Here is a 20,557-nt window from a genome sequence, read left to right on the forward strand (position 1 = left end):
AAATTGTTATTTTTTAATGTTTTATTATATCTATTTGTTAATATTTCTGTCAAGATGTTAATGGGTGTGAAGAATTTGTTTTTTAAGCCGGAAATCAAGCGACATAGATAATCCGTTATAAGGAGAAAATATGAAAATACATTTGGATTTGGACAGTTTTTTCGTATCTGCCCACAGGGTTTTAAATAAAGATTTGAATAATAAACCGGTTGTTGTCGTAAAGCGAAACGATAAAGAAATATTTAAAAATCAGAAAACAAAATATTACACAATGAATGAAGGCGCTTTTACCGGAGATTTGATAGTAGGAGAGGAGAATAATGACAAAAGTTATTTTTTGGAAAACGGCAGAGTAAGGGGTATAGTTGTAACGGCCAGCTATGAAGCCAGGGAACTAGGAATAAAGACCGGAACTACTCTTGCGGAGGCTCTTAGAATATATCCCGGGCTTGAAGTTGTTGTACCCGATTATAAGCTGTATCATCTGCTTTCTTATAAATTAAAACTGTTTTTAAAAAAAAGAATTCCGGTTATAGAACAGTACAGTATTGACGAATTTTTTGGAGATTTGGAGGGCTGGATACAAAAGCGGGACACCATGGAATTTATTAAAAATTTAAAAAACGAAATAAAAGAGAAATTTTCACTGCCTGTTTCAATAGGGGCGGCTGAAAGCAAATGGACTGCAAAACTTGCCACTTCATATGCAAAACCGGACGGTATAAAAGTTGTATCTGATATTAACGCTTTTATAAAAGATGTACCTGTGGGCCGCTTTCCCGGAATAGGAAAAAGAATCGAAAAACGTCTTAAAGAAAAAGGAATTTTAACATTAGGAGACGTACTGAGAGAAAAAGAGTATTTTTATTCATGGGGTAAACCCGGAATACAGCTTTATAACAGGGTATGCGGCACAGACGGGGAAGAAGTGGCAGAAAAAAACGAAAGAAAAAGCATAGGAATTTCAAGAAGGTTTGACCCTGTGCTTGACAGAGGCGAGATAGTAAGAAGAATTGCGGTATTATGCAGATATCTCTCTTTTCTTGTGAAAAAGAAAAAAGTAAATCCCACTTTTTATTATTTAAATATAAGATATAAAAGCAATAAAAAATCAAAAGCCCATATAACTGTTGATAGGATATTTAACGAACTGCTTTTAAAAGAAATAATGACAATGCTTTTTTACAGAGCGGATACGGAAGACGAATATATTATTTCAATAGGACTCAGTGTGTCCAAATTTAAAAAAACATCAAATCTTTTTGATTATAAAAAGGATAAAAAAATGGAGAAGCTGAATGAAGCCCTTTACCGGTTAAGAAGCAAATTCGGACTTTCTTCGCTTGTAACGGCTTCAGAAATTATTTAAATTACCTTTTAAGGTTATTTACGGTCTGGAGCATTTCGTCACTGGTTACAATTGCTTTACTTGCCGCATCATAAGCACGCTGGCCTGTAATAAGGTCTGTCATTTCATCTACCAGCTGAACGTTGCTCATTTCCAGAAATCCCTGTCTAAGCTCTCCTGCTCCGTCCTGTCCCGGAGTAGTAACTATAGGGTCTCCCGACGCTGTAGTGTCAACATATAAATTGCTTCCTAAAGAATGCAGACCGGCGGGATTTACAAATTTGGCAATTTCTATCTGTCCTATCTGCTGCATCTGAGTCTGTCCCGCTTCCAAAACGGATACCGTACCATCTGTTCCTATAGAAACCTGTACGGTGTCAGCCGGAAGAGTTATATTAGGGATTATTTTATATCCGTCGCTTGTAACCAGATTCCCGTCGGCATCCAGTTTAAACGCTCCGTCCCTTGTATAACCGATTCTTCCGTCAGGCAGCTGCACCTGGAAAAATCCGTCTCCCTGTATAGCCACGTCAAGATTGTTTCCTGTTTCTTTAAAGTTTCCCTGCGTGAATATTTTGGTTACTGCCGTAGGTCTTACACCAAGTCCTACGTTTATTCCTGTAGGAGACTGTGTGGTTGTGGAAGTTGATGTTCCTGCGTATTCCATTGTCTGATAAAAAAGATCTGCAAATTCCGCACGCTGTTTTTTATATCCTATAGTGTTTACATTTGAAATATTGTTGGATACAACGTCTATTTGCATTTGCTGTGCCATCATCCCTGTGGCTGCAGTGTATAAACTTCTTACCATTTTAAATCCTTTTTAAAATATGTTGTTTTTTCAAAGCAAAATCCGTTCCAAATCATAAAATGATAACCCTTTACCAACTTCACCACTTATTAGCTTTACAACTTGCCTATGCTCTGATGTTTGCCAGTTTTTCAATGGCGTCACGGTTTAGATCGTCCATAAATGTCGTCATTACTTTTTGATACTGTTCAACCAGTCTGTTTGTTTCGATCAGATCAGTCATTTCTCTGATAGGGTTTACGTTTGATTTTTCCAAAAATCCCTGAAGAGTTGAATTCTGAGTATCCACTGTTGCAGTGTCCGGAATAAAATCGTACATATTGTCGCCGACTTTTTTAAGTGTGTTTAGATTATCGATCCTGACTATTTTAAGTGTGGCTATTTTTTGATGGTTTTGATAAATATTGCCGTTTTTATCTATTGTTACGCCGTATGCCGGGTCTATTTTTATGGGGTTGTTGTTTGTCCCAAGAACTTTAAAACCGTCTTTTGTAACTAAATATCCCTGTGAGTCGAGATTAAAGTTTCCGGCACGGGTCAGTTTTTGCCCGTCATTTGTCTGTATGGTAAAAAACTGGTTTTTTTCTTTTAAGGCTACATCTAAAGGATTGCCTGTTTTTTGGATGTCTCCTACGCTGAAATCTGTATATTCTTCCACAACGATAGGAACTTTATTTAAATTTCTGTTTAAAAATTTCGCAGCTTCTTTAGTATTGTTTTCTAAAGGCAGTTCATCTCTTTTTTCGCTAAACAATCTTTCAAAATCGCCGATTATAATATCGTCCTGCTTATAACCCGACGTATTGACATTAGCCAGGTTGTTTGAAATTACATTAAGTCTGTTAAACTGTGTTACCATGGCGCCTGTAGCGTCATAATATCCGTTAATCATACCGTGCCTTTGTTTTTTGAAGATACGAAGCAATAAGCGTTCCAAAAAAATTTAGTATAATTCCACTCTTAAAATGAGTGGTTTGCAGTTGATACCCGGCAGATGTTAACTGCACACTACTTATAAAACAAAAGGAGAATTAATGGCATTGCCAAAAGAACTCGAAAAACTCTTTAAATCCAACAAAAACGGTATTGTTACGTATGAAACGATTGTTAATATTTTACCAAAAGTACCTACAAAAGCTCAAAGTAAAGAAATTCTTAAAGCTGCAAAAGAATACAATATTAAACTTATGACTGCGGCGGAAGTTGCCAAGCTTAAAAACCTTGAAGACGTTGTTAAAAACGAAGAAGAAAGAGAAAGAAAAAAAGAAGAACTTGCTGAAGATATTCTTAAAGATAAAGAACTGCTTGAATGGAGCAGATCGGATTCTCCTGTTAGGATGTACTTAAGAGAAATGGGACATATTCCGCTTCTTGACAAAGATGAAGAAATTGAAATATTCAGAAGAATCCAGCTTGGTGAAGAAATTATTCTTGACGCCATCTGTTCGATTCCTTTTTTAATTGACCTTGTGCTTAAATATAAAGAGCCTCTTTTAAACAGGGAAAGAAGGGTAAAAGAATTGTTTAAAAATTTTGTTGATGAAGAGGAAGTTGAAGACGAAGATTCAAAAGAAGGAAAAAGACAGAAAAAAATCTCAATCCGTGAAAAAAGAATTAACGAACTGTTTAAAAATCTTGAAAAAGCGAAAAAAGAATGGGAAAAAGTTCTTGATGAATACGACAGGGTGATTAACGCAAAAGATATGGACGAGCTTGAAAGACTTCATAAAATCCTGCAGCTTACATTTAAAAAGAAAAAAGTAAAAGAAGCTCTTAACGAACTCGGTTATACGTCTAAGCTTATCAATGAAATCGTTAAAACAGTTGAAACTGCCCTTAAAGGCGATAAGGATTTTGAAAAAGAACTTAAGAAAAAAGAATACAGACTGCCTCTTTTCAACGAGCAGCTTAGAAAACTGCATAAAGAAATCTTAAGCAAGATTACGGAACTCAGCAAAGAGGATATCGCGGCAATGGTTCCGGAACATACAATGGTTAACGTTTATATGGATATTAAAAAGCTTGTAGAAGCCAAAAAAGCCAGTGAAAATATGTTCGGTATGGAGCCTGAAAAACTTGAAGTAATCCTTGAACAGCTAAAACGCGGTAAAAAAATCACAACAGAAGCCAAAGAAAAAATGGCAAGGGCGAACCTCAGACTCGTTGTAAGTATCGCTAAAAAATATACAAACAGAGGTCTTCCGTTTTTGGATTTGATTCAGGAAGGGAATATCGGTCTTATGAAAGCGATTGACAAGTTTGAATTTGAAAAAGGGTATAAATTTTCAACATATGCGACATGGTGGATAAGACAGGCTATTTCGCGCGCCATAGCGGATCAGGCAAGAACGGTAAGAATTCCTATACATATGATTGAAAACATCAACCAGATTAATAAGATTGTCAGAAAATACGTACAGGAAGAAGGAAAAGAGCCTTCTTTGGAAGTAATTGCAAAAGAGATGAAAATGCCTATCGAAAAGGTAAAACAGATTCTGAAAATTTCAAAAGAGCCTGTGTCTCTTGAAGCTCCTGTGGGAGAAGAGGAAGACGGAAAATTCGGAGATTTTATTGAAGATAAAACATTTACGAATCCTTATGAAGAAGTTGTAAACGAAGATCTCAGAAAACATATCGAAGAGATTTTAGAACAGTTAAATGAAAGAGAAAGAGCCGTAATTAAAATGAGATTCGGTCTTATGCCTGATAAGAGTGAAAGAACTCTTGAAGAAATCGGAAAAGCATTAAATGTAACAAGAGAGAGGGTAAGACAGATCGAAAGCAGCGCGATAAAGAAACTAAGACACCCTAATATCGGGAAGTTTTTGAAAAATTATATTGAGAGCTGATGGGTAAGTAGTGAAGTTGTGAAGTGGGTAAGTTGTGAAGCGGTTAAGAGGAAGGAAGTGATATGAAAAAATGGCAGTTAATTGAAAAATTTTTGATTAAATTTATACAAGAAGAAATTACAAAAACCGGGCTTAAAAAGGGTATATGCGGACTTAGCGGAGGGATTGACTCCGCCGTTGTTGCCGTACTTGCCAAAAAATCTCTCGGGGATAATTTCAAAGCCTTTTTACTTCCTTCTCAGTTTTCAAGCAAGTCGAGTGTTGAAGACGCGCTTAAACTCTGTAAAAAATTCAATATTGAACATGAGACTATTTCAATTGCGCCTTTGCTTAACGCATATCCAATTGACGACAAAGTCAGATTCGGTAATTTTTCCGCACGTATGAGAATGGCGGTGCTTTACGATAAAAGTGCGGAACTCGGAGCTCTTGTGATAGGAACGAGCAATAAAAGCGAGCTTCTTTTGGGATACGGTACTTTATTCGGAGATCTTGCGAGTGCATTAAATCCCATTGGGGATCTTTATAAAACAGAAATATTTGAGTTTGCCGAATACCTCGGAGTTAACGAAGAGATTATAAATAAACCGCCGAGCGCGGATCTTTGGGAAGGCCAGAGCGATGAAAAAGAGCTCGGATATACATATGACGAACTTGATGCGGTATTGAGGGATTTTGTGGATGAAAGAGCCACAAAAGAGGAGCTTTTAAGAAAATACGATAAAGATTTGGTTGAATTTGTTTTGAAAAAAGTTTATTTTAACCAGTTTAAAAGAAAAATGCCTATAATAGCAAAACTTAAAAGCAGAACGATAACACATGACTTTTTATATGAAAGAGACATAAAACTCTAAGTGAAAAGTGTAAAGTGAAAAATTTAAAGTTAAAATTTCATAGTTTCGCAGAAGAAATGCTTTTTTATCCTAAATGGTATCACTGGCCTTTAATTATCCTCCTGCTTCCTTTTTCTTTAATCTATATGACGATAATACATTTTAAATTTCCCCGCAAATATGAAGATTTGGGTATTCCGGTTGTGTCTGTCGGAAACATAATAATCGGAGGCAGCGGTAAAACTCCTTTTTCCATAGCGCTTGCTAATGAGTTTAAAAATTATAAACCGGCTGTAATATTAAGAGGATACGGCAGAAAAAGCAGAGGACTTGAGGTGGTAAGCGAGTGGGGAGATATTAAAACCGATGTAGATACGAGCGGTGACGAGGCAATGGAAATCGCTCTTAAAACAGACGCGCTTGTAATTGTAAGCGAAGACAGAAAAGAAGGAATATTGAAAGCTAAAGAAATGGGAGCCGGGTTTGTCATACTTGACGACGGTTTTGACAAACCTTTTAAAAAGTTAAATATAGTTATTGATTATAAAATTAAAAATCCTTTTTGCATACCTGCAGGAGGTTACAGATTTCCGAGACTTGCTTTAAGATATGCCGATATGGTTTTGGAAGAGGGCAGGGATTTTAAAAGGGAAGTCAAGTGTCCCGAAGGAGAAATCCTAATAACCGCGATTTCCAAACCGGAAAGACTGCTTCAATACTGCAAAATTCCTTATGTTTTCTTTCCGGATCATTATGAATTCAAACAGAATGATATTAAAAAGTTTGAAAACAAAACAGTCGTAACAACAATGAAGGATTATGTAAAACTTAAAAAATTTAATCTGGATTTAAGAGTTATAGAGTTAAATATCACAATAAAAGAAGAGATTTTAAAACAAATCGAACAATATTTGATAAAATTACATAAAAAAGGCTGACAGTGGAGATAAAAGAAAAGCTAAAACAGGAAGAAGAACTATTAATTAAAGTTTTTAAATTAGAAAAATTTATAAAAAAATATAAAAAACAGATTATAGCCGGTGTGATAATAGCTGCTGCGGTATTAGTCGGTAATGCGATATACGGATATATACAGCAGCAAAAGCTGATTTCTTCAAATAACGCATTTGACGTTTTAATGAAAAATCCAAACGACAAAGAAGCTTTGGAAAAAGTAAAAGTAAACGAAAAGCTCTATCAGGTATATCTTCTGCAGAGCAATAAAATAGAAAATCTGAAAAAAATCACCGCGCCTGAGCTAAAAGCCATAGCCGCTTATAAAATAGCAATGCTAAAAGGCGATAAACAGTCTCTTGAAAACTATCTGTTAAATCCTGATTATAAGATTCTGAAAGACCCGGTAAGGGTGGCTTTGATTAAAATTTATCTGAAAGATGGCAACAGAAAAAAAGCTGAAGAACTTTATGCACAGATTTCTCCTAATTCGCAGTTTGCTCCGATTGCCAAGTTTCTGCTGCATTACGGAGTAGCTAAATGAAATACAGATTAATTTTATTAGCGGGGTTTATTTTTTTTGCCGGATGCAGCAGCAAAGTGTACGAACCTGAAAAAACTCAGCCTTTAAAACTTCATTCAAAAGACATATCCAACAATTTAAGCGAATATACTAAAAACACGCTTACATTTTCAACCCTTAAACTTAAATATGTAAAGAAAAAAGGTTTATTAGACGACGGTATTAGAGTAGTAAAAGTTTATTATGACGCAAAAGGTCATTATCTCGGGAAATTTACAAAAATTAATAAAGATCTTGCAGTAAACGGAAACAGACTGCTTGTTATATCAAGTAAAAAAGTATATAAACTGCCTTATTTAATATACAGCGCCACCAAAAAAGACGGTTTAGTTGCTGTAGTGTTTGAAAACGGCAAATATGGACTGTATGATCTGAAAAATTCGAATATGAAATTTACGTTTGACGGAGACAGCGTAATAAGCGTAAAATACATGCATGCCAGTCCTCTGTTTTATAAAGATCTGATTTTATATCCTATGCTCAGCGGAAACGTTGCCGTTGTTGATGCCGTGCATGACCAGTTTATCAGAACTCTTAACATATCCCAAAATCAGTTTAACGACAATGTTATTTTCCTAAAAATTGTAAACAATCAGCTTTTTATGGCGACTCCCAGCAGACTGATTTTGTTTAATCCTCAGTTCTTGATTGATTACAGCGCAGACATCAAACATATTATCGATTACAAAGGATATCTGTATATTTTTACAAACGACGGGCATATTATAAAACTTGACAGTAATTTAAAAGAGATTAAAAAAATAAAACTTCCTTATGCAAGCTTTTTTGCCCCTAGCGTATGTAACGGATATATATGGACTGTTGAAAGAGGCGGATATCTTATCAGGATATCCCCTGATTTGAACATAACCGTTTATACAGGAAATAATTTTGATACAACTAGTGCAGGAATGCTTAAACTTCAGGGATGTAAAATATACAACGACAACAAGGTTTTTATGATTGAGTAGGTATCTTGAGGCGTTTTTGGAATATCTCCAGATCAACAAGGGCGTAAGCAAAAATACATATAACGCATATAAAAGAGACCTTCTTCAGTTTGAAGAATTTATCAAAAAGCCTATTATTCAGGCCGATAATATGGATATTATCTCTTTTCTTTCTTCTATCGACAACAAAAGATCCCTAAACCGTAAACTGAGTGCGATAAATTCCTTTTTTGATTTTGCTTATAAAAAAGAGTGGACTGATACGAAACATAAAATCAAACAGGCAAAAATACCCAAATCCCTTCCTAAATTTCTTACAAAAGAAGAAATTTTAAATGCAGTTAATTCCATTGAGGTTAAAAAATGGTTTGATCTCAGAGATAAAGCCATGATTATGTTTATTTACGCTACCGGGCTTAGAATCAGCGAAGTGCTTAATACTAAAATCAGCGATATAGAAAACGGCTGGGTTAAGGTAACTATGGCAAAAGGCGAAAAACAAAGAGTCGTTCCCATTGCTGAAACGGCATTAAAACTTCTTGAAGAGTATTTGCAAAAAAGACCTTGTCAGAGCGAATACCTGTTTGTGAATAAAAACTGTAAACCTTTAAGCAGAATCAGCGCGTTTAATATAACCAAAAAATATTTAAACGTCTCTCCGCATGTTTTAAGACATTCATTTGCCACCGCACTTGTTTTAGGCGGTGCGGATTTGAGAGTCGTTCAGGAACTTTTGGGTCATTCTTCATTAAACACCACCCAGATATACACACATATACAAAAAGAAAATTTAAAAGACACTGTTTTAAAATATCATCCTCTTGAATTAATGGAAAACTGAGAAAGGAAAATTGAGAATTGAGAATTGAAAATGGAGAGTTTAAAGATTTAATAGAGCTCCTTAGAAAAAACAATATTATTTGTAAAAAAATAGATGAAATTAAATTAAATACGAGAAAAAAGTTAAAAGCGTATCTGGGTGTAAATTTAAAAAACGAATACTGTTTTATTTTAAAGCTTGATAAAAAAAGCAGGTTTTTAAGTAAAGATATTGATGTTTTGTATGAATTTTTGCCGGATAGGATCAATTTCAGATATAAAAAGAAAATTCTAATTTTAAACGGGCCTATATGTTCTAAGGCAAAAGAAAAAATAAGCGATTGGAAAATAATAAATGGTGCTGGTTGATATAGGGAACACCAATATACATATTTGGATAGACGGAAAAACAATTAATAAAAAATCTCCGGAAAAATACAATGGCAGGGTTTATTACATTAGTGTAAATAAAGAAAAAGAAAAAATATTTAAAAAATTAAATCCTGACGCTGTAAATCTTGAAAAATATGTTTTATTCGATACAGCTTACAAGGGGCTGGGAATTGACAGAATTATGGCCTGTAAAAGTATAAGCGACGGCGTTGTAGTAGATGCCGGAAGCGCCGTAACTATAGATATTATGCAGGAAAATAGACATTTAGGCGGAATAATAATGCCCGGTATTTATGCTTTTAAACAAGCTTTTGGTACAATTTCAGAAGTTTTACAATTTAATCCGGATATAATAAATACGTTTTATCCGAATAATACTTCCGAGGCTCTTAATATGGGAAGTGTCGGAGCAATCAAATGTATGATTGAAAAATATTCTCAAAACAGAAAAGTCTATATTACCGGAGGTGACGGAGAGTTTTTGTCTCGGGTGATTGAAAATTCCGAGTATATTGAAGATTTGGTTTTTCTTGGGATGTTAAAAACAATAAAGGAATTGGAGAAAAAATGAGTTTGACTATTGCTTTGCCAAAAGGCAGAATTGCCGAAGAAGTACTGCAGATATTTAAAAAAATATTTAATGAAGATTTTGAATTTGAAAACAGAAAATTGATTTTAAAAAAAGCCGGCTTTACGTTTTTGAACGTCAGAAACTGGGATGTGGCCGTATATGTCCAGAATCAGGCTGCTGATATAGGTGTTGTGGGATTTGACGTATTAAGCGAACTTGAAAGCGACGTATTGGAGCTTATGGATTTAGGTCTTGGAAAATGCAGGGTTTCCGTGGCCGGAATAAAAGGCGATGAAAGCTATAAAAACAAAACGGAAATTACCGTTGCAAGCAAATTACAAAATATAGCCAAAAAATATTTTTCTAAAAAAGGCATACCCGCCAGTATTATAAAGCTTAACGGTTCTATAGAACTTGCTCCTTTAGTGGGGCTTAGCGATGTTATTGTTGATATAGTCGAAACCGGAAACACATTAAGAGAAAACGGGCTTGAAGAAAAAGAAACTATTATGACCTCAAGCGCAAGACTGATAGCCAATAAAAACTCTTTTATTGAAAAGAAAGAACAGATAATGGAAGTAGTTGAAAAAATAAAGGCGGTACATGGGGCTTGAGCTTTACGGAAAAATCGAAGATCTTTTTCTGGATAAAGAAGCCGCCCATATTTTGTGGAGCAAGTTTATTTCTGTTTTAATTAGTCTTGACGTGAAAAATATTCTTGATATAGGCTGCGGAAGCGGAGATTTTTGCGAACTAGCTTTAAATAGCGGACTTAAGGTAAAAGGTATAGATTTAAGCCATACGCAAATCGAGAGGGCAAAAATAAAATGCGACTGTGAAGTTAAAGACGTATGCGATATGGAAGATAAATTTGAAGCCGCCGTTGCAATATTCGACGTTATAAATTATATGAACGACAAAGAGCTTAAAAAGTTTTTTTCCTGTGTTGAAAACGTGGTGGAAAAATATTTTATTTTCGACATAAACAGTTATTTTGCCATGAACGATCTGGCTATAGGAACATTAAAAGCCGAAGATGAAAACAGATTCGGAGTACTCTATTCGGATTTTGAAGACGACGTGTTAACAACAGAAATTACATTGTTTGAAAAAGACGGAGGGTGCTATAAAAAATCACAGGCGAATATCATTCAGTATTACCACAGTATTGAAAAAATTTCTAAATTTATGAAAATGAAACTGATTAACAAAATTCCGGTTTCACTGTACGGAAGCGGAGAAATAGAAAAGTGGATTTTGGTTTTCGAGAAGTGATTATCTCGCTTTAAAACTTTCTTTTGTAACGCAAAAATCCGGAACAAAACATTTATCGCATTTAGGGTTTTTGGCAGTACATATATATCTTCCAAACAGTACAAATCCCTGATGCAGTTCGTTAAGGTCCGTTTTAAAAGCTTCTATAAGATCCTTTTCCGTCTGTTCCACCGTTTTTGCATCCGTAATTCCTAGTCTGTGAACCACTCTGAATACATGAGTGTCTACTGCCATTCTGTTTTCACCGTTCAGTTCTATTAAAAACACATTTGCTGTTTTGTTTCCGACTCCCGGAAGTTTAATAAGCTCTTTATGATCATGCGGGATTTTGCAGTTGAATTTATCCCTTACGATTTTCGCCATTTCAATTATATTTTTTGCTTTGTTGTTAAAAAACGAACAAGATTTTATCAATTCTTTTACGTCGTCTAAATTTGCACATGCAAGACTTTTAATATCAGGGTATTTTTTAAAAAGTGCAGGAGTGATAATATTTACTCTTTTATCGGTACACTGTGCGCTTAAAATAATCGCTATTAAAAGTTCATAATCGTTTTTATAGTTGAGCTCAGTCTGCGAACCTTTGTAATGTTCTAAAAAACGTCTTTTAATCTCTTCTAACTCTTCAGGTTTTCTTAAAACCATTAAATCCCTTTTTTTCAGTAATTATATCATACGGTACAATAACCTTAATAGCGTACCGTTTCACAACTTATCGACTTAACTACTTATCCACTTACACACTTTTATAGTATAATAACAAATATTTTAGCAAAGGAGAATTATGGCTGGACACAATAAATGGTCTAAAGTAAAACATATAAAAGCAAAAGAAGACGCTAAAAAATCGAAAATATTTACTAAACACGTAAGAGCGATTATGACTGCCGCAAGACAGGGCGGAGGAAATCTTGAGAGTAACGCGGCTCTTAGACTTGCAGTTGAAAGAGCTAAGGCAGACTCGATGCCTATGCAAAATATTCAAAGAGCGATAGATAAAGCCACCGGTAATCTTGACGGAGTTACTTTAAGCGAAGTCAGTTATGAAGGATACGGTCCGGGCGGAGTCGCAATAATGGTTGAATGTCTGACAGACAATAAAAACAGAACTGTTGCGGCTATACGTCACGCTTTTAAAAAAGCGGGGGGAAGTCTTGGTACAAGCGGAAGCGTTGCATGGATGTTTGAAAAAAAAGGTGTAATTGTAGTTAACAGAAGCGATAAAGACGATGAGGTTATGGAAGTAGCCATTGAAGCAGGAGCGGAAGATATAAAAGAACTTGACGAAGTATTAGTTATAGAAAGCGCTCCTGAAGATTTCAACAGTGTACTGGAAGCTGTAAACGGAATAGACGGAATAGAAATTCTTGAAAGCAACGTTCAGCTTGTGGCTACAAATGAAAGCGAAGTTGATGATGAAACTGCTGAAAAAGTCGAACATCTCATAGAAGTGCTTGAAGAGCTTGACGATGTGCAAAACGTTATCCATAATATGGCGTAATTAAGGTATAATTAACGTTAAATAAATACAATAAATAAAAATAAAAAAATTAAGGAGATTTTATGAAAAAAATAATTTTAGGCGGACTAGTAGCGGCAGCTGCATTTGCATTTCCAGGAATGGCTGGAGGAATGGGAGGGGCTGCTCCGTTAAACGGTAAACCGATGAAAGGCTTGACTGACAATACTGTAGTGGCAGTACTTAACGGTAAAAAAATCACTGTAAAAGACGTAAATAACTTTTTACAGGGGATGACTGCTGATAAAAGAATTAAACTTCAAGAACTTCCTGCTCAGCATGTAGGTCAGTTCGTAAAACAGTATGTTGATACTTTAGTTTTATATAAAAAAGCAAAAAGTGTAGAAAAAACACCTCAGTTTCAAGCTTTAATGAAAAAAATGGCTGTTGACTACTGGCTAAAACAGCAGCTTAACAATATGAAAATATCTGATGCAGAAGTTAAAAAATTCTATGAGGCAAACAAAGATATATATTTTAAAACTACTCCAAAAATCAAAGCTAGACATATTTTGGTGAAAAGTGAAAAAGAAGCTGAAAAAATTATTAATGAACTTAAAGGTTTACACGGAAAAGCTTTAGAGAAAAAATTTGCCGAACTAGCAAAAAAATATTCAACAGGACCTACGAAAGTAAACGGAGGCGAACTTGGATGGTTTGATCCTAAACAGATGGTACAGCCGTTTGCACAGGCTGTTGAAAAAATGAAACCTGGGCAAATAACACTTAAACCTGTACATACGAGATTCGGATATCATGTAATTTTGGTTGAAGCTAAAAACGAGAAAAACTATATGCCTTTAAATCAGGTTAAATTACAAATTATTGAATATCTAAAAAGAGCAAAATTACAAAAAGAAATTCAAAAATTAAAAGACTCTGCAAAAGTTGAAATTAAAGTAAAATAAAAAAGGGGTTTAGATGGATTTTAGTTTTGTAAAACCTGGGGTTTTAAGCGGCAGCGAAGCTGCAAAAGTTCTTGACTACTGCAAAGAAAAAGGCTTTGCTCTTCCTGCGATAAACGTTGTGGGAACTAACTCTGTGAATGCCGTAATGGAAGCCGCAAAAGAAGTGAACCTTCCAATTATTATTCAGTTCAGTAACGGAGGAGCGCATTTCTGGGCGGGTAAAGGTCTTGATAATGAAGGTCAAAAAGCAGCAGTGCTTGGAGCTATTGCAGGGGCTAAACATATTCATACTCTTGCAGAAGCATACGGTGTGCCTGTAATTTTACATACCGACCATGCCGCAAGAAAACTTTTACCTTGGATAGACGGTTTAATTGAAGCAAATGCTAAACACAAAGAAAAATACGGTAAACCTCTTTTCAGCTCTCATATGCTTGATTTAAGCGAAGAGCCTCTTGAACAGAATGTTCAGACTTGTAAAGAGTATCTGAAAAAATTAAGCGCACTTGATATTATGCTTGAGATTGAATTAGGCGTAACAGGCGGTGAAGAAGACGGTGTGGACAATACGGGAATTGAAAATTCAAAACTTTACACTCAGCCTGAAGATGTGGCGTATGCATATAAAGAATTAAGCGAAGTGAGTGATTTGTTTACTATTGCCGCTAGTTTCGGAAACGTTCACGGTGTATATAAACCGGGACATGTTAAACTTGAACCTATAATTCTTAAAAATTCTCAGGAATATGTAAAAAAAGAATTTAACCTAAATGATGACAAACCTATCAGATTCGTATTTCACGGCGGAAGCGGAAGTGAACTTTCTAAGATTCACGAAGCTATCGATTACGGTGTGGTAAAAATGAATATCGACACCGATACCCAGTGGGCGTTCTGGGCAGGAGTCAAAGGTTATATTGAAAAATTCAAAGATTATCTTCAAAGCCAGATAGGCAACCCTGAAGGTGAAGACAAACCTAATAAAAAATATTATGATCCTAGAAAATGGCTAAGAGAAGGTGAAAAATCTATGAAAGCCAGAGTAATAGAAGCATATAAAGATTTAAAAGCCATTTAATGAGCACAAAAACCTGGAGATTGGAAAATTCTCCAATCACTCCTTTTTTCTTTCAAAACAATTTTTTTCATATTAAGCGCGACGATTTGTTAAGTAATGATTTTAACGGCAACAAAGCCAGAAAATTTTATTATTTTCTGAATAATGAATTTCCGAATGTAAAAAGAGTTGTTTCATTCGGATCTAACCAGTCGAATGCAATGATGAGCCTGAGTGTTTTGTGTAAAATAAAAAAATGGGAATTCATATATTATACGAACCATATTCCGAAATACTTAAAACAAAATCCGGAAGGAAATTATTTAAAGGCTCTTCAAAACGGTGCTAATATAATTGAAACGGATTTAAGAGGCGAGAAACTGATCAGATTTGTTAAATCGTTAAAAGATGAAGAAACACTGATAATCGAAGAGGGCGGAAGAATTCAGGAAAGTGAATACGGAATAAAACTTTTGGCCGAAGAAGTGAATGAATATGCACTTAATCATAATTTAAAAATTTTTCTTCCAAGCGGTACCGGTACAACAGCTTATTTTCTTTCAAAACACGTAAATGTGGAGGTTCTAACGGTTCCTTGTGTCGGTGACGAAAACTATTTAAAAAAGCAGTTTAAATGGTTGGGAGGAGGGAAAATACCTACCATTCTTAAACCCAGAAAAAAATATCACTACGGAAAACTCTATTCTGAACTTTATTTTCTGTGGAAAGAACTTAAAAATTCAGGAATAGAATTTGATCTTCTTTACGACCCTATAGGATGGGATACGATTATGTTCCACAATTTAAAAGATATACTATATGTCCATCAGGGCGGTATTTTCGGCAACAAAACAATGATTAAAAGATATAAAAGAAAACTAAAACTCAACTCTTATAATTAAACTTTCCAATCTGTTTAAAATTAAGTGTAACTTTTTTATACAAACCGCATATCTTTTTAATATAAGTTTAATTTATAGTATTCATAAATGAATGTTCATTTTGATATTATTATATAATCAAATTTATTTTGGAGGGTAATATGGATACATTTATTGTTCTAAGTATCGTATTGCCGTGGATTGCCGCTTTGGTGATTTATCTGGCAAAAAACGATTTTGTAACTAATCTGCTTTCATTTGCAATGCTGCCTATTTTAGGTTATTTTGCATGGATGATTTATTCAAGTGGCAATTTGCCTTATTACATGGATACACCTAACTGGGTCGGATATCTGATAACGGTGTATGATTTCGGTTTGCTGGGATACTTTTTTTATCAGGGTATAAAAAATAAAAGTATGCTGGTTTCTTCACTTGCCGTTTTACAGCTTGTTCTTTTAACAATTGTTGTATTTATGATTAAAGAGAGCGATACAGCCAACATATATGTTGATAAATTAACGGCGTTTATGTATATGATTGTAGCAATTGTCGGTGTTCCTATTGCGATTTTCGCAACTAAATACATGGAATATGACGAAAAAGGAAAACATAGCTTTGTAGCTATTTTGATCTGGTTTTTGGGTGTGATGAATTTCGCAGTAAGCGTTAATAATATCGAATGGTTTTTTGCGCTGTTTGAGACAACAACACTTGCTTCATACGTACTCATCAGATTCAGAATGGACAGTGAAGCTGTTAATAACGCAGTTTTGGCTTTATGGATGAATCAGATTGGAGGGGTTGCTATTTTATTAGCTCTTCTGACTTTAATAAAAACAAGCGGTATTTATGATTTTACGGATCTGTTAAACGCATCTCCGAAGGTTGTTTCACTTACGGCTTTAGGGTTTTTATCTTTAAGCGCGCTTGTAAAAGGCGCTCAAATGCCTTTTCACAAATGGCTTTTAGGTGCGATGGTTGCGCCGACACCCGTCAGTGCGATACTGCATTCGGCAACAATGGTAAAAATCGCTCCTTATCTGCTGCTTAGACTTTCACCTATTATTAAAGGCACTCTTTTAGCAAAACTTTTAATTATTACAACAGGTTTCGTGTTTGTTGCAGCTGCCGTTATAGCATTAACACAGGACAATTTCAAAAAAATTCTTGCATATTCAACCATTTCTCTGCTTGGACTTATGATGCTTGCCGCTGTTGTAGGTACGCCAATTGCGGTTACCGCAAGTCTTATTCTTATTTTATTCCATGCGTTTGCGAAAGGTTTTCTGTTCATCGAAGCCGGGGTTTTGGAAAAAGTATTTCACGTTAAATATATAAAAGAAATGAAAAGATTAATAGAAAGAGCTCCTCTTACTCTTATGTTTATTTTCTTTGGATTTTTAAATATGACGTTCGTTCCTTTCGGAACTTTTATAGGTAAATGGATTATGATTGAAGAGGCAAGTGGTTTCCTCTCTCACGGCAGTTATGTTCTGTTAATTCTTTATGTGGGTGCGGGAAGCGCATTTTTGAGCGTGCTTTATATGAAAGTATTGGGTATCAGTGTCAGAAAATCTCATGGAATAGAAAAAGTTAAACTTCTGCCTCTGCCAAAAAGATTTAACTTTGTATCAATCTGGTATTATGTGTGGCTATTGGCTCTGACAGTATTTATCGCTCCGTTTATTGCTACGCAAATCGTTCCTGTTGCCACTGAAATAACCGGAAGCGTAGCTAATATTTATTCAGAACATCTGTCTTTGATTATTAACAATTCAACATTGTATTTCTGGCAGATTATGGGAGCATTGATTATTTTATTATTAATTCACGCTCTTCCGTTTTTCGTACATTTCAAAAATGTAGATACCGCTATGCCGTATAACTGTGGCGAAGCGTTCCCTAGACATATTGAAACATATAATTTCGTATGTATTTCAAAATATGAAAACTATCTGATAGCATTCAGTATTGCTCTGTTTATTATGGTATTAGTTCTTGGAGGAGGTTTATTATGAAGTTTGAAACGTTAATGATACTGCTTACGCTTTTTGCGCCTGTTATAGGCGGTTTTGTGTATGGTGTTGAAAGAATAGTAAAAGCCAGAATGCAAAGCAGGGTGGGACCTCCTGTAATGCAGCCTTTTTATGATTTTTTTAAATTAATGGACAAAAGGCCTTTAATGGTGCATTCTCTGCATGCGGTAATGGGTATTATGTATTTTGTGGCGTGCTGGTTTGCACTTTTAGTGCTGTTTTTGGGAAATGACTTATTGGTTGCCGTTTTTTTCCATGTAATAGCGGTACTGGCTCTTACAATCGGTGCTTTTAGCGTAAGAAGCCCTTACAGTGTAATAGGTGCGATGAGAGAACTTATGCATATGATAAGTTATGAGCCTTTAATGGTATTGATGGTGGTGGCTTTTTATCAGGTTGTAGGCAGTTTTAATCTGAAGGATATTTTGACATATCCTGGAGTTCCTTTATTTCAGATTCCTGTAGTGTTTGTAGCATTTGTTTTAGCGATTCCTATGATGCTTCACAAATCTCCTTTTGATGTAGCAGAAGCGCATCAGGAAATTATCGGAGGTCCGGAAATAGAATACAGCGGACCTTTTTACGAAGCTGTTTACACAGGAAAATGGATTGAATATGTGTATGTATTTTTCTTTGTGTTTTTATTCGGAGGAAGCCATTACTGGCTGGGAGCGCTGCTGGTGTTTTTAGTGTTTATTTTTGTCAATGCACTTGATAACGCGACTGCAAGGCTTGATTTCAGAAGAATGGTTAAATTTTCCTGGTTTGTATTAATTCCGATATCAGCGCTTAATATAATCTTTTTGGCACTATGGAGGTAGTTATGGGTATATTTAGTAAATTCAGAAAAAAATCCCCTTGGATATTGCATTATAATACAGGAGGGTGCAACGGGTGTGATATTGAAATTCTTGCGGCTCTTGCTCCAAAATTCGATATCGAAAGATTCGGTATGCTCAACAGAGGAAATCCGAAACAGTCTGATATTTTATTGGTTACGGGCCCTGTTACAAAAAGATGCAGAGACGTTTTAAGAAGACTTTATATTGAAATGCCCGAGCCAAAAGTGGTCGTTGCAATGGGCGCTTGTGCACACGGAGGAGGTATTTTCAGGGATTTTTATCACGTAGAAAACGGCGTTGACAATATAATTCCTGTGGACGTATGGATACCGGGATGTGCGCCGAGAGTCGAAGCTGTTATCGACGGAATGGTTGAAGCGGTTAAAATCTGGGAGAAAAAAACAAAAGAAAAAGAATATATGAGGGGTCACAGTGTAGAATTATTAGAAAAATTAGGAGCTAGAAATGATGATTAATCCGGAAATAACATTTATGGAAGCTACAATAGAAAATGTGGTTGATTTAATAAAAGACTGGTATGACGAAAATCAGTATCATTATGTAACCGTTAACGCCACTGATAACGGAGGAAATGTTACGATTGACTGGATATTTTCAAAATATAATGACAAAAACAAATTAACGGTGTTCAGAGCCGAAAACGTACCGTACGATGCTAAAATTCCTTCAATAGTCAGTGTTGTTCCTAGCGCATGGATTGCAGAGTGGGAGCTTGCGGATCTCTTTGGATTAGATGTTGAAAATGCGGCAAAAGGGGTGTTTATCGAACCTGACGCACCTCAGGCGCCTTTAAGAAAAGGGGAAGCAAATGGGAAATAAAATTATTGTACCTTTCGGATCACAGCATGTTGCGCTGCCTGAACCGGTAAGCTTTTTGTTTGAAACTCAAAACGAAGTTATTACAGACGTTACCGTTAATATAGGTTATGTTCACAGAGGAATAGAAAAAGCGGCAATTACGAGATTTGAATATACTCAGCTTCCATATCTTGTAGCAAGGGTGTGCGGGCTTTGTTCTATTACGCATGCGGGAGCTTATACTCACGGTATTGAAAAACTGCTTGGAATTGAAACAAATAAAAAAATAGACTATTTAAGAATGCTTGTTGTGGAACTTGACAGAATTCACTCCCATATGCTTGCGAACGGGCACGTTGCCGAGGTAGTCGGATACGAAAACCTGTTTATGCAGACATTCAGATACAGAGAAGACGTAATGGATATTCTTGAAAGAATTACCGGTAACAGGGTTCAGTACGATTATCAGATAATCGGAGGAGTTGCGAGGGATTTTGATAAAGAAACGGAAAATTTTGCAAGAGAAAAACTTTTAACTCTTAAAGCAAATACAGAAAAACTGATTGAGTTTTTCGAAAACGACTATACTTTCGGAGTAAAAACAAAAGGTGTCGGTACTATTTCCAAAGAAATGGCTGCGAAGTTTAACGCTGCGGGACCTATTGCCAGAGCCAGCGGCCTTGAAACTGACGCAAGGGCTGAATATGACTATCTGCCGTTTGAAGAAGTGGGATATAAACTTCAGACACGAACGGAAGGTGATGTCTGGGCCAGAAATATGGTCAGATTCGATGAGATTATGAATTCAATTGAAATGTGTCTTAATATACTTGACGGTATACCTGAGGGAGAACACAGGGTTAAAGTTAAAGGAAGACCGGACGGCGAAACGTTTGTAAGGGTTGAAGCGCCTAGGGGAGAATGTTTTTATTATCTCAAAGGTAATAAAACGAAAGTTCTTGAAAGAGTCAGAATCAGAGTGCCGACATATGCGAATATTCCTGTACTTAAAGAGCTTTTTGTAGGTGAAAAATATTCAGATGCGCAGGCGATCGTGCTAAGTTTCGATCCATGTATGAGCTGTACGGCCAGATAAAGGAGTAATT

At 35.6% G+C, this 20,557-nt stretch carries 23 protein-coding genes; 20 read left to right on the forward strand and 3 right to left on the reverse strand.

Features of this window, described 5'->3' with window-relative positions:
- Window positions 1-130 precede the first annotated feature (130 nt).
- Complete coding sequence (locus C3L23_RS03160) at window positions 131-1,369, forward strand: DNA polymerase IV (RefSeq protein WP_127679777.1); 1,239 nt, start codon at window positions 131-133, stop codon at window positions 1,367-1,369.
- A 1-nt stretch (window position 1,370) separates the two neighbouring features.
- Here C3L23_RS03160 and flgG read toward each other — a convergent pair whose 3' ends face one another.
- Together flgG and flgF are read right to left on the reverse strand one after the other, a co-directional pair.
- A complete protein-coding gene (gene flgG, locus C3L23_RS03165; RefSeq protein ID WP_127679779.1) occupies window positions 1,371-2,159 on the reverse strand; it encodes a flagellar basal-body rod protein FlgG in 789 nt (262 codons plus the stop codon).
- Between the two features lie 106 nt (window positions 2,160-2,265).
- The gene (gene flgF / locus C3L23_RS03170) at window positions 2,266-3,051 is read right to left on the reverse strand and encodes a flagellar basal-body rod protein FlgF (RefSeq protein WP_127679781.1); all 786 of its coding nucleotides are present in this window, start codon (window positions 3,049-3,051) and stop codon (window positions 2,266-2,268) included.
- A gap of 142 nt (window positions 3,052-3,193) precedes the next feature.
- Between flgF and rpoD the strand changes: the two genes are divergently transcribed.
- From rpoD to C3L23_RS03220, 10 genes are all read left to right on the forward strand, one after another.
- Window positions 3,194-5,008 (forward strand): RNA polymerase sigma factor RpoD, encoded by a 1,815-nt coding sequence (gene rpoD / locus C3L23_RS03175; protein WP_127679783.1) that lies wholly within the window; start codon window positions 3,194-3,196, stop codon window positions 5,006-5,008.
- A 62-nt stretch (window positions 5,009-5,070) separates the two neighbouring features.
- Entirely contained in the window at window positions 5,071-5,862 is a 792-nt protein-coding gene (locus C3L23_RS03180; protein ID WP_127679785.1) for an NAD+ synthase, read from the forward strand.
- A 14-nt stretch (window positions 5,863-5,876) separates the two neighbouring features.
- Window positions 5,877-6,779, forward strand: a complete 903-nt coding sequence (locus tag C3L23_RS03185; RefSeq protein WP_127679787.1) for a tetraacyldisaccharide 4'-kinase — start codon at window positions 5,877-5,879, stop codon at window positions 6,777-6,779.
- 2 nt (window positions 6,780-6,781) lie between these two features.
- Window positions 6,782-7,339 (forward strand): tetratricopeptide repeat protein, encoded by a 558-nt coding sequence (locus tag C3L23_RS03190; protein ID WP_168175698.1) that lies wholly within the window; start codon window positions 6,782-6,784, stop codon window positions 7,337-7,339.
- Window positions 7,336-8,349 carry a hypothetical protein gene (locus tag C3L23_RS03195; protein ID WP_127679791.1) on the forward strand — a complete coding sequence of 338 codons (1,014 nt, stop codon included), beginning with the start codon at window positions 7,336-7,338 and terminating at the stop codon, window positions 8,347-8,349. The genes C3L23_RS03190 and C3L23_RS03195 overlap by 4 nt, the downstream gene beginning before the upstream one ends.
- Complete coding sequence (locus tag C3L23_RS03200) at window positions 8,342-9,169, forward strand: tyrosine-type recombinase/integrase (protein ID WP_127679793.1); 828 nt, start codon at window positions 8,342-8,344, stop codon at window positions 9,167-9,169. The genes C3L23_RS03195 and C3L23_RS03200 overlap by 8 nt, the downstream gene beginning before the upstream one ends.
- Before the next feature lie 17 nt (window positions 9,170-9,186).
- Complete coding sequence (locus C3L23_RS03205; protein ID WP_246831092.1) at window positions 9,187-9,516, forward strand: hypothetical protein; 330 nt, start codon at window positions 9,187-9,189, stop codon at window positions 9,514-9,516.
- Window positions 9,503-10,111: a type III pantothenate kinase gene (locus C3L23_RS03210; RefSeq protein WP_127679795.1), complete on the forward strand. Its 609-nt coding sequence runs from the start codon at window positions 9,503-9,505 to the stop codon at window positions 10,109-10,111. The genes C3L23_RS03205 and C3L23_RS03210 overlap by 14 nt, the downstream gene beginning before the upstream one ends.
- Window positions 10,108-10,725, forward strand: a complete 618-nt coding sequence (gene hisG / locus C3L23_RS03215; protein ID WP_127679797.1) for an ATP phosphoribosyltransferase — start codon at window positions 10,108-10,110, stop codon at window positions 10,723-10,725. Before C3L23_RS03210 ends, hisG begins: the two co-directional genes overlap by 4 nt.
- Complete coding sequence (locus tag C3L23_RS03220) at window positions 10,715-11,386, forward strand: class I SAM-dependent methyltransferase (protein ID WP_127679799.1); 672 nt, start codon at window positions 10,715-10,717, stop codon at window positions 11,384-11,386. The genes hisG and C3L23_RS03220 overlap by 11 nt, the downstream gene beginning before the upstream one ends.
- On the opposite strand, the gene nth is transcribed toward C3L23_RS03220, so the two are convergent.
- Window positions 11,387-12,031: an endonuclease III gene (gene nth / locus C3L23_RS03225; RefSeq protein WP_127679801.1), complete on the reverse strand. Its 645-nt coding sequence runs from the start codon at window positions 12,029-12,031 to the stop codon at window positions 11,387-11,389.
- Window positions 12,032-12,170: 139 nt separating this feature from the next.
- On the opposite strand from nth, the gene C3L23_RS03230 reads away from it, so the two are divergent.
- From C3L23_RS03230 to C3L23_RS03270, 9 genes are all read left to right on the forward strand, one after another.
- Window positions 12,171-12,887 carry a YebC/PmpR family DNA-binding transcriptional regulator gene (locus C3L23_RS03230; protein ID WP_127679803.1) on the forward strand — a complete coding sequence of 239 codons (717 nt, stop codon included), beginning with the start codon at window positions 12,171-12,173 and terminating at the stop codon, window positions 12,885-12,887.
- A gap of 62 nt (window positions 12,888-12,949) precedes the next feature.
- Window positions 12,950-13,813, forward strand: a complete 864-nt coding sequence (locus C3L23_RS09560) for a peptidylprolyl isomerase (protein ID WP_127679805.1) — start codon at window positions 12,950-12,952, stop codon at window positions 13,811-13,813.
- A 13-nt stretch (window positions 13,814-13,826) separates the two neighbouring features.
- Window positions 13,827-14,891: a class II fructose-bisphosphate aldolase gene (fbaA, locus tag C3L23_RS03240; protein WP_127679807.1), complete on the forward strand. Its 1,065-nt coding sequence runs from the start codon at window positions 13,827-13,829 to the stop codon at window positions 14,889-14,891.
- Entirely contained in the window at window positions 14,891-15,772 is an 882-nt protein-coding gene (locus tag C3L23_RS03245) for a 1-aminocyclopropane-1-carboxylate deaminase/D-cysteine desulfhydrase (RefSeq protein ID WP_127679809.1), read from the forward strand. Before fbaA ends, C3L23_RS03245 begins: the two co-directional genes overlap by 1 nt.
- A 140-nt stretch (window positions 15,773-15,912) precedes the next feature.
- Window positions 15,913-17,772 carry a proton-conducting transporter membrane subunit gene (locus C3L23_RS03250; RefSeq protein WP_127679811.1) on the forward strand — a complete coding sequence of 620 codons (1,860 nt, stop codon included), beginning with the start codon at window positions 15,913-15,915 and terminating at the stop codon, window positions 17,770-17,772.
- Entirely contained in the window at window positions 17,769-18,611 is an 843-nt protein-coding gene (locus C3L23_RS03255; RefSeq protein ID WP_127679813.1) for a respiratory chain complex I subunit 1 family protein, read from the forward strand. Before C3L23_RS03250 ends, C3L23_RS03255 begins: the two co-directional genes overlap by 4 nt.
- 2 nt (window positions 18,612-18,613) lie before the next feature.
- The gene (locus C3L23_RS03260) at window positions 18,614-19,108 is read left to right on the forward strand and encodes an NADH-quinone oxidoreductase subunit B family protein (protein WP_127679815.1); all 495 of its coding nucleotides are present in this window, start codon (window positions 18,614-18,616) and stop codon (window positions 19,106-19,108) included.
- Window positions 19,098-19,472 (forward strand): NADH-quinone oxidoreductase subunit C, encoded by a 375-nt coding sequence (locus C3L23_RS03265; RefSeq protein ID WP_127679817.1) that lies wholly within the window; start codon window positions 19,098-19,100, stop codon window positions 19,470-19,472. The genes C3L23_RS03260 and C3L23_RS03265 overlap by 11 nt, the downstream gene beginning before the upstream one ends.
- Window positions 19,462-20,547 carry a nickel-dependent hydrogenase large subunit gene (locus C3L23_RS03270; protein WP_127679819.1) on the forward strand — a complete coding sequence of 362 codons (1,086 nt, stop codon included), beginning with the start codon at window positions 19,462-19,464 and terminating at the stop codon, window positions 20,545-20,547. Before C3L23_RS03265 ends, C3L23_RS03270 begins: the two co-directional genes overlap by 11 nt.
- Window positions 20,548-20,557 lie beyond the last annotated feature (10 nt).

It is taken from the genome of Nautilia sp. PV-1, from assembly GCF_004006315.1.
Classification (GTDB): Bacteria; Campylobacterota; Campylobacteria; order Campylobacterales; family Nautiliaceae; genus Nautilia; species Nautilia profundicola_A.

Coding starts and splice junctions, on each gene's coding strand:
- C3L23_RS03160 (WP_127679777.1), top strand. CDS start 131: ATGAAAATACATTTGGATTTGGACAGTTTTTTCGTATCTGCCCACAGG.
- flgG (WP_127679779.1), bottom strand. CDS start 2,159: ATGGTAAGAAGTTTATACACTGCAGCCACAGGGATGATGGCACAGCAA.
- flgF (WP_127679781.1), bottom strand. CDS start 3,051: ATGATTAACGGATATTATGACGCTACAGGCGCCATGGTAACACAGTTT.
- rpoD (WP_127679783.1), top strand. CDS start 3,194: ATGGCATTGCCAAAAGAACTCGAAAAACTCTTTAAATCCAACAAAAAC.
- C3L23_RS03180 (WP_127679785.1), top strand. CDS start 5,071: ATGAAAAAATGGCAGTTAATTGAAAAATTTTTGATTAAATTTATACAA.
- C3L23_RS03195 (WP_127679791.1), top strand. CDS start 7,336: ATGAAATACAGATTAATTTTATTAGCGGGGTTTATTTTTTTTGCCGGA.
- C3L23_RS03210 (WP_127679795.1), top strand. CDS start 9,503: ATGGTGCTGGTTGATATAGGGAACACCAATATACATATTTGGATAGAC.
- hisG (WP_127679797.1), top strand. CDS start 10,108: ATGAGTTTGACTATTGCTTTGCCAAAAGGCAGAATTGCCGAAGAAGTA.
- C3L23_RS03220 (WP_127679799.1), top strand. CDS start 10,715: ATGGGGCTTGAGCTTTACGGAAAAATCGAAGATCTTTTTCTGGATAAA.
- nth (WP_127679801.1), bottom strand. CDS start 12,031: ATGGTTTTAAGAAAACCTGAAGAGTTAGAAGAGATTAAAAGACGTTTT.
- C3L23_RS03230 (WP_127679803.1), top strand. CDS start 12,171: ATGGCTGGACACAATAAATGGTCTAAAGTAAAACATATAAAAGCAAAA.
- C3L23_RS09560 (WP_127679805.1), top strand. CDS start 12,950: ATGAAAAAAATAATTTTAGGCGGACTAGTAGCGGCAGCTGCATTTGCA.
- fbaA (WP_127679807.1), top strand. CDS start 13,827: ATGGATTTTAGTTTTGTAAAACCTGGGGTTTTAAGCGGCAGCGAAGCT.
- C3L23_RS03245 (WP_127679809.1), top strand. CDS start 14,891: ATGAGCACAAAAACCTGGAGATTGGAAAATTCTCCAATCACTCCTTTT.
- C3L23_RS03250 (WP_127679811.1), top strand. CDS start 15,913: ATGGATACATTTATTGTTCTAAGTATCGTATTGCCGTGGATTGCCGCT.
- C3L23_RS03255 (WP_127679813.1), top strand. CDS start 17,769: ATGAAGTTTGAAACGTTAATGATACTGCTTACGCTTTTTGCGCCTGTT.
- C3L23_RS03260 (WP_127679815.1), top strand. CDS start 18,614: ATGGGTATATTTAGTAAATTCAGAAAAAAATCCCCTTGGATATTGCAT.
- C3L23_RS03265 (WP_127679817.1), top strand. CDS start 19,098: ATGATGATTAATCCGGAAATAACATTTATGGAAGCTACAATAGAAAAT.
- C3L23_RS03270 (WP_127679819.1), top strand. CDS start 19,462: ATGGGAAATAAAATTATTGTACCTTTCGGATCACAGCATGTTGCGCTG.